This window comes from Pectobacterium carotovorum, assembly GCF_900129615.1.
In the GTDB taxonomy this organism is placed as follows: domain Bacteria; phylum Pseudomonadota; class Gammaproteobacteria; order Enterobacterales; family Enterobacteriaceae; genus Pectobacterium; species Pectobacterium carotovorum.
On the sequence record NZ_FQWI01000003.1, the window covers coordinates 239,860 to 251,923 of the forward strand.

10 protein-coding genes are annotated in these 12,064 nt (G+C 53.5%); 7 read left to right on the forward strand and 3 right to left on the reverse strand.

Translation table 11 applies throughout. The features are described from left to right. Positions 1-11: 11 nt before the first annotated feature. The 5 genes from rnhB (at position 12) to tilS (ending at position 7,044) form a co-directional block, all read left to right on the forward strand. Entirely contained in the window at positions 12-608 is a 597-nt protein-coding gene (rnhB, locus tag BUB06_RS08195; protein WP_039472626.1) for a ribonuclease HII, read from the forward strand. 103 nt (positions 609-711) lie between these two features. Next, positions 712-4,194 carry a DNA polymerase III subunit alpha gene (gene dnaE / locus BUB06_RS08200; protein WP_039472283.1) on the forward strand — a complete coding sequence of 1,161 codons (3,483 nt, stop codon included), beginning with the start codon at positions 712-714 and terminating at the stop codon, positions 4,192-4,194. 12 nt (positions 4,195-4,206) lie between these two features. Further along, a complete protein-coding gene (gene accA, locus BUB06_RS08205) occupies positions 4,207-5,166 on the forward strand; it encodes an acetyl-CoA carboxylase carboxyl transferase subunit alpha (RefSeq protein WP_010296434.1) in 960 nt (319 codons plus the stop codon). A gap of 107 nt (positions 5,167-5,273) precedes the next feature. Further along, positions 5,274-5,663 carry a VOC family protein gene (locus BUB06_RS08210; RefSeq protein ID WP_039472285.1) on the forward strand — a complete coding sequence of 130 codons (390 nt, stop codon included), beginning with the start codon at positions 5,274-5,276 and terminating at the stop codon, positions 5,661-5,663. Beyond that, positions 5,653-7,044 (forward strand): tRNA lysidine(34) synthetase TilS, encoded by a 1,392-nt coding sequence (gene tilS / locus BUB06_RS08215; RefSeq protein ID WP_039472286.1) that lies wholly within the window; start codon positions 5,653-5,655, stop codon positions 7,042-7,044. The genes BUB06_RS08210 and tilS overlap by 11 nt, the downstream gene beginning before the upstream one ends. Positions 7,045-7,164: 120 nt before the next feature. On the opposite strand, the gene rof is transcribed toward tilS, so the two are convergent. Then, a complete protein-coding gene (gene rof, locus BUB06_RS08220) occupies positions 7,165-7,425 on the reverse strand; it encodes a Rho-binding antiterminator (RefSeq protein ID WP_029367608.1) in 261 nt (86 codons plus the stop codon). Next, the gene (locus BUB06_RS08225) at positions 7,412-7,612 is read right to left on the reverse strand and encodes a YaeP family protein (RefSeq protein WP_010285748.1); all 201 of its coding nucleotides are present in this window, start codon (positions 7,610-7,612) and stop codon (positions 7,412-7,414) included. Before BUB06_RS08225 ends, rof begins: the two co-directional genes overlap by 14 nt. Positions 7,613-7,852: 240 nt before the next feature. Here BUB06_RS08225 and BUB06_RS08230 point away from each other — a divergent pair, with 240 nt between their 5' ends. Further along, complete coding sequence (locus tag BUB06_RS08230; RefSeq protein WP_039472289.1) at positions 7,853-8,407, forward strand: YaeQ family protein; 555 nt, start codon at positions 7,853-7,855, stop codon at positions 8,405-8,407. A 73-nt stretch (positions 8,408-8,480) separates the two neighbouring features. Beyond that, positions 8,481-9,179 carry an envelope stress response activation lipoprotein NlpE gene (gene nlpE / locus BUB06_RS08235; RefSeq protein ID WP_039472291.1) on the forward strand — a complete coding sequence of 233 codons (699 nt, stop codon included), beginning with the start codon at positions 8,481-8,483 and terminating at the stop codon, positions 9,177-9,179. 61 nt (positions 9,180-9,240) lie between these two features. Here nlpE and mutS read toward each other — a convergent pair whose 3' ends face one another. Further along, on the reverse strand, positions 9,241-11,805 hold the full coding sequence (mutS, locus tag BUB06_RS08240) for a DNA mismatch repair protein MutS (RefSeq protein WP_039472292.1): 2,565 nt from the start codon (positions 11,803-11,805) through the stop codon (positions 9,241-9,243). Between the last annotated feature and the right edge of the window lie 259 nt (positions 11,806-12,064).

Here is a 12,064-nt window from a genome sequence, read left to right on the forward strand (position 1 = left end):
CCAAGAAAACCATGAGTGAAATATTTATCTATCCGCAGGCGACCTGTATCGCTGGCGTTGATGAAGTGGGCCGTGGCCCTCTTGTTGGCGCGGTCGTAACGGCTGCGGTGATTCTTGATCCAACTAGGCCAATTGTCGGGTTGGCGGATTCCAAACAGCTGAGTGAAAAACGTCGGCTGTCGCTCTATGATGAAATCAAAGAGAAGGCGCTGGCGTGGAGCCTTGGCCGTGCGGAACCGGAAGAGATTGATCAACTGAATATCCTGCATGCTACGATGCTGGCAATGCAGCGCGCGGTGGTTGGATTGGCTATCGTGCCTGATTTTGTTCTCATTGACGGCAACCGTTGCCCGGCATTGCCGATGTCCGCTCAGGCGGTCGTTAAAGGGGATAGCCGTGTGGCAGAAATCAGTGCGGCCTCGATTATGGCGAAAGTCACTCGCGATCGTGAGATGGTCGAGTTAGATCAACGCTTCCCCGCTTATGGTTTTGCCCAACACAAAGGCTATCCAACGGCTTTTCATCTGGAGAAACTGGCCGCACTGGGTGCCACTGAGTTTCACCGTCGGAGCTTCGCGCCAGTCAAACGTGCACTAGGGTTGACTTAAAACATAGGTCTGGCGTAAACATCATCATTAACTCTCGGTATGGCGTGCGCACGTAAGCGTGTCGTTGCCATGCTGACTAATCGATAAATTCTAGGATCTGGAGATGGCCGAACCACGTTTTGTTCACCTGCGTGTTCATAGTGACTATTCCATGATCGATGGGCTGGCCAAAGTCGGTCCGCTGGTAAAAAAAGCGGCGGCACTCGGCATGCCAGCGCTGGCGATTACCGATTTTACCAACCTGTGTGGGCTGGTTAAATTCTATGGCGGTGCGCATGGCGCAGGAATCAAGCCCATTATCGGTGCAGATTTCTGTGTCGAAAGCGACGAATTGGGTGATGAGCTCGCGCATCTTACCGTCCTGGCAATGAATAATGCTGGCTACCAGAATCTCACGCTGCTGATTTCCCACGCTTATCAACGAGGTTATGGTGCTGCCGGGCCGACGATTGACCGGGATTGGCTGATTGAGCATCAGGAAGGGCTGATTTTACTGTCTGGCGGTCGCCGTGGTGATGTCGGTCGATTTTTGCTGCGCGGTAACCAGACGCAGGCCGAACAGTGTCTGGCCTTCTATCAGGAACACTTCCCCCAGCGTTACTATCTGGAACTGATCCGCACGTCACGCCCCGATGAAGAAAGCTATTTGCACGCGGCCGTCGAGCTGGCGACAAAGCACGGGATTCCCGTGGTGGCGACCAATGAAGTGTGCTTTATCAGCACCGATGATTTTGATGCTCACGAAATCCGCGTAGCGATTCACGACGGCTACACGCTTGATGACCCTAAACGTCCGCGTAATTATAGCCCGCAGCAGTACATGCGTTCCGAAGAGGAAATGTGCGAGCTGTTTGCGGATATCCCTGAAGCATTGGCGAACAGCGTTGAAATTGCCAAGCGCTGTAACGTAACGATTCGTCTGGGTGAATATTTCCTGCCGCAGTTCCCGACGGGTGATATGAGCACGGAAGATTTTCTGGTTCAGTGCTCGAAAAAGGGGCTGGAGGAGCGTCTCGAATTCCTGTTCCCCGATCCAGAAGTGCGCGCTGAGCGTCGGCCTGAATATGATGAGCGTCTGGATATTGAACTGGGCGTTATCAACCAGATGGGGTTCCCCGGTTACTTCCTGATCGTAATGGAATTTATCCAGTGGTCGAAGGATAACGATGTGCCTGTTGGGCCGGGACGTGGTTCCGGTGCGGGCTCGCTAGTAGCTTACGCGCTGAAAATCACCGATCTGGATCCGCTGGAATTCGACCTGCTGTTCGAACGTTTCCTCAACCCTGAACGTGTCTCCATGCCTGACTTCGACGTCGATTTCTGCATGGAAAAACGCGACAAGGTCATCGATCACGTCGCCGAAATGTACGGGCGTGATGCGGTATCGCAGATTATCACCTTCGGTACGATGGCGGCGAAAGCGGTGATTCGTGACGTCGGGCGCGTGCTCGGACACCCTTATGGCTTTGTCGATCGCATTTCAAAACTGGTGCCGCCCGATCCAGGCATGACGCTGGAAAAAGCGTTTGCCGCCGAACCGCAATTGCCGGAAATTTATGAAGCCGATGAGGAAGTTAAAGCCCTCATCGATATGGCGCGCAAGCTCGAAGGGGTAACGCGTAACGCTGGTAAACATGCGGGCGGGGTGGTGATATCCCCCACCAAGATTACCGATTTCGCGCCGCTGTATTGCGATGCGGAAGGGAACCACCCGGTTACCCAGTTTGATAAGAACGACGTGGAATATGCTGGGCTGGTGAAGTTCGACTTCCTCGGCCTGCGTACGCTGACCATCATCGACTGGGCGTTGGGGATGATTAACGCCCGTCGCGCTAAGCAAGGGCTGGAGCCGATTGATATTGCGGCGATTCCGCTCGAAGATAAGAAAAGCTTCGACATGCTGCAACGCTCGGAAACCACTGCGGTATTCCAGCTTGAATCGCGCGGCATGAAAGACCTGATCAAACGTCTTAAGCCCGACTGCTTTGAAGATATGATCGCACTGGTGGCGCTGTTCCGCCCTGGCCCGCTGCAATCCGGCATGGTAGATAACTTTATTGACCGTAAGCATGGTCGTGAAGCTATCTCGTATCCTGATATCGAATGGCAGCACGAGTCACTCAAACCTGTGCTGGAGCCGACCTACGGCATTATCCTGTATCAGGAACAGGTCATGCAGATCGCACAGGTTCTGGCGGGCTATACGCTGGGCGGCGCGGACATGCTGCGTCGTGCGATGGGGAAAAAGAACCCGGTCGAAATGGCGAAGCAGCGTGGTGGCTTCGAAGACGGTGCTAAATCTCGCGGCGTGAACGGCGAACTGGCGGTTAAGATTTTCGACCTGGTGGAAAAATTCGCCGGTTACGGCTTTAATAAATCTCACTCCGCGGCTTATGCGCTGGTGTCTTACCAAACGCTGTGGCTGAAAGCGCATTATCCGGCAGAATTCATGGCGGCGGTGATGACGGCCGATATGGACAACACGGATAAAGTGGTCGGTCTGGTTGATGAATGCTGGCGGATGGGGTTAAAAATCCTGCCCCCAGACATCAACAGCGGGCTATATCACTTCCACGTTAACGACGATGGCGAGATTGTTTACGGCATCGGCGCGATTAAAGGTGTGGGTGAAGGTCCGATTGAGGCAATTATCGAAGCGCGTAATCAGGGCGGCTATTTTAGAGAGCTGTTTGACCTCTGCGCGCGTACCGACATTAAAAAGCTGAATCGCCGCGTGCTGGAAAAGCTGATTATGTCTGGGGCATTCGACCGTCTGGGGCCGCATCGTGCCGCGCTGATGAATTCATTGCCTGATGCGCTGAAGGCCGCCGATCAGCATGCGAAAGCGGAAGCCATTGGTCAGGTGGATATGTTCGGCGTGCTGGCCGATGCGCCTGAACAGGTTGAGCAATCCTACAGTACGGTGCCGCCGTGGCCTGAGCAGGTGGTGCTGGATGGTGAACGGGAAACGCTGGGGCTGTATCTGACCGGCCACCCGATCACGCAATATATTAAGGAAATTGAACGCTATGCCGGTGGCGTGCGTTTGAAAGATATGCACCCGACGGATCGGGGTAAAATGACCACTGCCGTTGGGCTGGTGTTGGCGGCTCGCGTCATGGTAACCAAACGGGGTAACCGTATTGGTGTCTGTACATTGGACGATCGTTCCGGCCGTCTTGAGATCATGCTGTTTACCGATGCATTGGAAAAATATCAGCATTTACTCGAGAAAGACCGTATCCTTATCGCCAGTGGACAGGTCAGCTTTGATGACTTCAGCGGCGGGCTTAAAATGACCGTCCGAGAGTTAATGGATATCAGTGAAGCGCGGGAAAAATACGCGCGCGGGCTTGCTATCTCGCTGACTGACAGGCAAATTGATGACCAGCTATTAAACCGTCTCCGCCAATCGTTGGAACCCCATCGATCGGGGACGATCCCAGTGCATCTCTATTACCAGCGTGAAGATGCGCGCGCCCGACTACGTTTCGGCGCAGCATGGCGTGTAACGCCTGCCGATGCGCTACTGAACGAGCTGCGCACATTAGTGGGTAATGAGCAGGTGGAACTGGAATTTGACTAATATAGGAATACTATGAGTCTGAATTTTCTTGATTTTGAGCAGCCGATTGCAGAGTTGGAAGCGAAAATTGACTCGCTGACCGCAGTCAGCCGTCAAGACGAAAAATTAGATATTAATCTGGACGAAGAAGTCCAGCGCCTGCGTGAGAAGAGCGTTGAACTGACGCGCAAAATCTTCGCCGATTTGGGTGCCTGGCAGGTTGCGCAATTAGCGCGCCATCCACAACGTCCTTATACGCTTGATTATATTAAGCATATCTTTACCGACTTTGATGAATTGGCTGGCGATCGTGCCTATGCCGATGATAAAGCCATTGTTGGCGGGATTGCCCGTTTGGATGGGCGTCCGGTGATGATCATTGGTCATCAGAAAGGACGTGAAACCAAAGAAAAGATTCGCCGTAATTTCGGCATGCCTGCACCGGAAGGCTATCGCAAAGCGCTGCGCCTGATGGAAATGGCCGATCGCTTCAAGATGCCGATCATCACCTTCATCGACACGCCGGGCGCTTATCCAGGCGTTGGCGCAGAAGAACGCGGTCAGTCTGAGGCTATCGCGCGCAACCTGCGTGAAATGTCGACGCTGCGTGTGCCAATCATCTGTACCGTTATCGGCGAGGGTGGTTCCGGTGGTGCGTTGGCTATCGGCGTGGGTGACAAGGTCAACATGCTGCAGTACAGCACCTACTCGGTTATTTCACCGGAAGGCTGTGCGTCTATCCTGTGGAAGAGTGCCGATAAAGCGCCGCTGGCGGCGGAAGCTATGGGCATCATTGCGCCGCGCCTGAAAGAGCTGAAACTGATCGATACCGTGATCCCTGAGCCGTTGGGTTCGGCGCACCGTAACGTTCCAGCGATGGCAGAATCTCTGAAAGCACAGCTGCTGGCCGACCTGCTCGACCTCGACGGCCTGACAGAAGAAGAGCTTTTGAACCGCCGTTATCAGCGTTTGATGAATTATGGCTATTGCTGATAAGGTGATTGTCTGATTGATGTGTTATTAATCAGGTGATTCTGGCGTTACTCTGAAAATCCGTTGTCAGAAATGACAGCGGATTTTTTGCTATGAGGGTTTGAAACATGCTGAAGCTGCTCGATGTCCATCACATTGCGGTTATTGCCTCTGACTATGAACGCAGTAAGGCGTTTTATTGTGATGTGCTGGGGTTTACGTTGAACAACGAGGTCTACCGTGAAGCGCGGCGGTCGTGGAAAGGGGATCTCTCGCTGAATGGACGCTATACCATTGAGCTATTTTCTTTCCCCCATCCACCTGCGCGCGTGAGCCGCCCGGAAGCCTGCGGCCTGCGCCATCTGGCTTTTGCGGTGGCTGACATTGAACAAGCTATCGCCTCGCTGGAACAGGCTGGTGTTATCTGTGAACCCGTACGGATCGATCCTGAAACACAGCAGCGCTTCACCTTTTTCTCCGATCCTGACGGCTTGCCTTTAGAACTGTATGAGATCTGATACCGTGGACTGCACCGAACCTGATGATGGATTACTCCAGACGATCGTGACGCAAACGGCCGGATGCGAGTCGATCCTGTTGGCCTACAGCGGCGGTCTGGACTCTAGCGTGCTATTGCATCTGCTGGTGGCTGTGCGTCAGCGTTCTGGGCTGCCTATTCGTGCAGCTTATATTCATCATGGTTTAAATCCGCTGGCCGATAGCTGGGCCGAACATTGTCGTCAGCAGTGTGAACGCTGGCAGGTGCCCTTTACCTCTCTGCCGGTGAAGGTTGAGGCGCAGAACGGCGGTATCGAAGCCGCGGCCAGAACGGCACGTTATCAGGCTTTGCAAGCGCATCTGCAAGACGGGGAAGCCTTGCTGACGGCGCAGCATCTTGATGATCAAAGCGAAACTTTTTTACTGGCGCTGAAACGCGGCAGTGGGCCTGCCGGATTATCTGCGATGGCGGCGAGTACTCTTCTCGGTGACAGTACTCTTCTCGGTGACAATACAACGCTCGGTCAGCATCGTCTTGTGCGTCCGCTGTTAGGCATTTCTCGCTTGCAACTGGAAGCGTACGCACAGCGGCATCAGCTTGGCTGGATTGAAGACGACAGCAATCAGGATGAACGTTTCGACCGTAATTTCCTACGTCGCCAGATCTTACCGCGATTGACGCAGCGCTGGCCGCATTTCCCCTCAGCCGTGGCACGTAGCGCCCAGCTTTGTGCCGAACAGGAACAACTGCTCGATGAACTGCTGGAGGAATCATTGCAGGTGTTATGCCAGCCGGATGGCGCGCTGAGCATTGACGGTCTGGTGCCGCTAAGCCCTGTGCGTCGTTTTGCGCTACTGCGGCGCTGGATGGCGCAGCAAGGGGCGATGATGCCCGCGCGTGAACAGCTACAGCGGCTCTGGGATGAGGTTGCGACAAGCCGTCAGGATGCGGAGCCGGTATTGCAACTGAATCAGATGCAGATCCGCCGTTTTCGTCAGTATCTCTATCTGCTGCCGCTGATGCCGTCACTCAAAGACCGCATTATCCCGTGGCAATCGCCGTCATGCCCGTTGTCGCTACCTGATAATCTGGGCACGCTGTCGCTGGCCGATAGCGGAGTGGCGGTTCGCGCGCCGGAAAACGGCGAGGCGGTGAGTATTCGCTTTTCGACCAGTGGAACCGTGCATATTGTCGGCAGAGCCCACGGGCGACAAATCAAAAAGCTCTGGCAGGAGCTGGGTGTTCCGCCCTGGTGGCGTGACCGTACGCCGCTGGTGTTCTACAACGAGCAACTGATTGCGGCGGTGGGGCGATTCGTCACGCGAGAAGGGCAGGCGAAAGAGAACCAGCCGGTGTGGCACATTACCTGGGAAAAGAGAGCTTGGGAAAAGAAAGCCTGAGAGAAAAAAGCCTGAGGGAAAAGCTGAAGTTGGCAGGCCCAGAATAAAAACGGACAACCTGCGTTGTCCGTTTTGGAAGCATTTGTTCAGCGTTTGCCGCTGAATGAAAGGAGAAGTCTGTCAGGATTCGCTGACGACGACCTTCCCGATTTCAGGGTGACTGAAACTGACGATATGGTCGAGACGCAGCTCGCGCGTTGTGCCTGAAGCTTCAATCACCAGATATTCGACCTGCTTACGTGAGATCATATCACTGGCTTTACCGGTCACAACTTCACCATTGCGTAGTTCCAGCGTCAGCGTCAAATTCTGCTGACAGGTGGCTTCCAGGCTGTCGTAATCATCACAGTTGATGGGTTGATATTCATTACTCATTGACATAATCACTCACCAATAAGTTAGCGGCGGCAAAAGCGGCCTGTTCCCTGACGGAGGATGGCAACGCATCATTCGCGGCAATGCCATCCAGGGTTTTTAAAACACAACCCAGCGAATCGGGTATATAGCCCAGATCGCCACTGGCGATCTCTGCGTATAAGCGACGTACTAATTCACAGTATTCTTGCACTATATCCTCCCTTGAAAGCTTAGCTCGGTAGATATTCATGCATCATCACTAGCTGTGGTGCGCGATGTTGTAAGCCTACGAAGATAAACTCTATTTATCAAACCGACTATAGCATAGGCACTAACAGGATATCAGTAGTCCTTAGAGGCCTAATCTATCGGTTACGTGGCAGATATCACCTTTACTGTGAGGATGGCGCTAACTCAAGTAAACTAGGAGGGAATAAATACGAGGTCACTGATGGCATTAAAAGCAACGGTTTACAAAGCAGCAATCAATATTGCCGATATGGATCGGAATTTTTTTCACGACGCGAACCTGACGATAGCGCAGCATCCGTCTGAAACCGAGCAGCGCATGATGCTGCGGCTTTTAGCGTGGATCTGCCATGCTGATGAAAACCTGCGCTTTACTAAAGGACTCAGCGCAGATGACGAGCCGGAAATCTGGCGACGTAACGATACGATGGAGCTGGAACTGTGGATTGAGCTAGGTCTGCCGGATGAAAAACGGCTCAAGAAAGCCTGCAATCAGTCGCGTTCCGTCGTGTTGTATGCCTACAGCGAGCGTGCGGCACATGTTTGGTGGAGTGCAATATCGGGCAAGGTTTCTGGGTACAAGAATCTGGCTATCCGTTTTCTGGATGATAATCAGCTGGCTCAGCTTGCCGGACTGGTTCAACGCACCATGGCATTGCAGGCAACGATACAGGAAGGCACGATCTGGTTGTCTGACGATAAGAATAGTCTGGAAATAGCATTTTCTGAGTGGAAAATTCCTCAGACTCAGGGATGATAACGGATTGGATATATTCCAGATCGTTGAGTAAGAACGATAAAAACAGGGCAGAGACGGCAGGAAAATAATGATGAAAAAACTGGCTATCGGTGTGCTGTTGATTGCAGGGGTTTCTGGGTTGATTGGGTGTCATACCCGCTCGCAAGTTCAGGAAGAACCTCTTAAACCAATGGCGCAAAGTTATCGTGGCGTTTTACCCTGTGCGGACTGCGGAGGGATTGATACGTCACTGTTTTTGGAAAAAGACGGGACTTTTGTTCTGCGTGAACAGTATCAAACGACGCGAAAAGGCAACAACACGTTTGCTTCCTATGGGCAATGGCGACGCACCGCAGACAAGCTGGTGTTGACGGATAGCGCGGGCGAAAAACGTTACTTCCGCCCAGTTGATAACTCCCTTGAAATGCTGGATCAACAAGGGTTGCCTATCAATTCTTCTCTCCCTCGCCAACTGACGGCGACCGAGCAGGCATTGCCGGATACGCCGATGTTGATGAAGGGTATATATCGTTACATGGCAGATGTCGCGACGTTTTCTGACTGTGCTACGGGAAAAACATTTGTCATGGAGGATAGCGTTGCGCTAGAAAGACAATATTTTCAGGTGAGAACTAGCGCGGGTGAGCCCGTATTGTTGGTTTTAACCGCCCATTTTGCCATTATTCCATCAATGGAAGAAGGGGAAATGGTCAAAGCTGTCATTCCCAACGAGGGCGGCGATAAGATGATTATGAGAGCGCGAGAAAATTGTAATTCTAAAATAAACTGACGCAGCGTAAAAAAGAAAAGGCACTGATTTTCAGTGCCTTTTTTGCATCCATCATTACACGTTAGAGCATTTTCTTTAGCTGATACAGCCAGTCTAGCGCCTGACGTGGCGTGAGTGCATCAGGATCGATGGCTTCCAGCGCTTCAATCGCCGGAGACGGCTCATCATTGCTTAGCAGCGCCAGCTGCGCGCCGTCAATATGACTGGATGACGCATTATTCGATAACGTTTCCAGCTCTTTCAGTTTCTGGCGTGCGCGCTTAATCACTTCTTTCGGGACACCAGCCAGTGCGGCGACGGCAAGGCCATAACTTTTGCTGGCTGCGCCATCTTGTACGCTGTGCATGAAGGCGATGGTATCGCCGTGTTCGCGCGCATCTAAATGGACATTCACCACCCCTTCCATTTTTTCTGGCAGGGTAGTCAGTTCAAAGTAGTGCGTTGCAAACAGCGTCATCGCTTTGATGCGGTTCGCCAGATTCTCGGCGCAGGCCCATGCCAGCGACAGGCCGTCATAGGTGGAGGTTCCGCGGCCGATTTCGTCCATCAGTACCAGACTATTTTCCGTGGCGTTGTGCAGGATATTCGCCGTTTCCGTCATTTCTACCATGAAGGTAGAGCGGCCAGAGGCCAGATCGTCTGCGGCACCCACACGAGTGAAAATACGGTCGACGGGGCCAATGACAGCCTGATCCGCAGGCACAAAGCAGCCGATATGCGCCATCAGCACAATCAGTGCGGCCTGACGCATATAAGTACTTTTACCGCCCATATTGGGGCCGGTGATAATCAGCATACGACGCTGTGGTGCCAGCGACAGCGGGTTCGAAATAAACGGTTCACGAAGCACCTGCTCGACGACAGGGTGACGACCGCCCGTAATTTTGATGCCGGGCTTATCACTCAGCGTCGGGCAGACGTAATTCAGCGTATCGGCACGTTCGGCCAGATTCGTCAGGACATCCAGTTCGGCCAACGCGGCTGCACTTTGCTGAAGCTCGGCCAGATGAGGCAGCAGCAGGTCGAAAAGCTCATCGTAGAGCGCTTTTTCCAGCGCCAGCGCCTTGCCCTTCGAGGTCAAAACCTTGTCCTCGTACTCTTTTAGCTCGGGAATGATATAGCGTTCGGCATTTTTCAGCGTCTGGCGGCGCACATAGTGAATCGGCACCAGATGGCTTTGACCACGGCTAACCTGAATGTAGTAGCCGTGTACGCCATTGAAGCCGACTTTCAGCGTATCAAGCCCCAGCTTTTCGCGTTCGCGAATTTCCAGACGGTCCAGATAATCGCTGGCACCGTCAGCCAGTGCACGCCACTCATCCAGCTCTGCATGGTAGCCCGGTGCGATAACGCCGCCGTCACGTACCAGCACGGGCGGTGCTTCGACAACCGCGCGTTCCAGCAAATCACGTAGCTCATCAAATTGCCCAATCAGGCTGACCAGACGACGTACGGAATCGGTATCCAGTGGCGCAAGCTGCTCACGAATATCGGGAAACTGTTGGAACGCATGGCGCATACGTGCCAGATCGCGCGGGCGTGCCGTGCGCAACGCGAGCCGTGCCAGAATACGCTCCAGATCGCCGACCTGTCGCAGAGAGGGTTGCAGATCGGGCGTGATGTCCTGCAACGCGCTGATAGCCTGCTGACGCTGTTTGAGCGCCTCAATATCGCGGCTGGGCATATGGATCCAGCGCTTCAGCATCCGGCTGCCCATTGCCGTCACGGTGCAGTCCAGCACCGCGGCCAGCGTATTTTCCATTCCGCCAGATAGATTCTGCGTCAGTTCAAGGTTACGGCGGGTGGCTGCATCCATGATGATGCCGTCTTGCTGGCGTTCCATCGTAATGCCGCGAATGTGCGGCAGTGAGGTGCGCTGGGTGTCTTTCGCGTATTGCAGCAAACACCCGGCGGCTCGCAGTGCGAGTTTTGCCTGCTCTACGCCAAAACCAGTCAGATCGCGGGTGCCAAATTGCAGGTTGAGCTGCTGGCGGGCCGTATCAGGTTCAAATTCCCACAGCGGACGACGGCGAAGCCCATGGCGATTTTCGATCAAATCCATGGACTCAAAGGATTCAGGGTAGAGTAATTCCGCTGGGTTAGTGCGCTGCAGTTCGGCCGCCATGGTTTCACAATCGGCAGGTTCACTGACGCGAAAGCGTCCAGAACTGATGTCCAGAGTGGCATAACCGAATCCCCGTCCGTCCTGCCAGATCGCTGCCAGCAGGTTATCCTGCTTTTCCTGCAATAGCGCTTCGTCGCTGATGGTTCCTGGCGTGACGATACGTACAACTTTGCGTTCTACCGGACCCTTGCTGGTGGCGGGATCGCCAATCTGTTCGCAGATAGCGACGGATTCGCCCATTTGCACCAGTCTGGCAAGGTAGTTTTCAACGGCATGGTGAGGAACGCCAGCCATCGGTATCGGTTCACCAGCGGAGGCACCGCGCTTCGTCAGCGAAATATCCAGCAGTTGAGAAGCCCGCTTGGCATCGTCATAGAACAGCTCGTAAAAATCGCCCATGCGGTAAAACAGCAGGATTTCCGGATGTTCAGCCTTTAACCTAAAGTACTGCTGCATCATCGGGGTGTGGGCAGTGAAATCCTTGTCGGTAGAATCTTTCATATTGATTTTACTCAGTCTTAACGCTTTTGTTCGTTCAGGTGATGGCGCTGGGTTTGATGAAAAACCTTACTGATGGCGCGTCACCTGAGCATTGAAATGGAATGCCAGAAGTATACTGGCTGGCAGATGAAAAACATCACCTGCGAGTGCGCTATCTTACCATTGATGGCTGCGATTTGACGTCAGAGCGACGTTACCAGACTGAGACAGGGATACGTATCCGATTTTTCCACTATTGCTCGAACGCGCGAGGCGGCTC

Excerpts from the sequence above, each read along its gene's own strand:
- rnhB (WP_039472626.1), top strand. The coding sequence starts at position 12 with ATGAGTGAAATATTTATCTATCCGCAGGCGACCTGTATCGCTGGCGTT.
- dnaE (WP_039472283.1), top strand. The coding sequence starts at position 712 with ATGGCCGAACCACGTTTTGTTCACCTGCGTGTTCATAGTGACTATTCC.
- accA (WP_010296434.1), top strand. The coding sequence starts at position 4,207 with ATGAGTCTGAATTTTCTTGATTTTGAGCAGCCGATTGCAGAGTTGGAA.
- BUB06_RS08210 (WP_039472285.1), top strand. The coding sequence starts at position 5,274 with ATGCTGAAGCTGCTCGATGTCCATCACATTGCGGTTATTGCCTCTGAC.
- tilS (WP_039472286.1), top strand. The coding sequence starts at position 5,653 with ATGAGATCTGATACCGTGGACTGCACCGAACCTGATGATGGATTACTC.
- rof (WP_029367608.1), bottom strand. The coding sequence starts at position 7,425 with ATGTCAATGAGTAATGAATATCAACCCATCAACTGTGATGATTACGAC.
- BUB06_RS08230 (WP_039472289.1), top strand. The coding sequence starts at position 7,853 with ATGGCATTAAAAGCAACGGTTTACAAAGCAGCAATCAATATTGCCGAT.
- nlpE (WP_039472291.1), top strand. The coding sequence starts at position 8,481 with ATGAAAAAACTGGCTATCGGTGTGCTGTTGATTGCAGGGGTTTCTGGG.
- mutS (WP_039472292.1), bottom strand. The coding sequence starts at position 11,805 with ATGAAAGATTCTACCGACAAGGATTTCACTGCCCACACCCCGATGATG.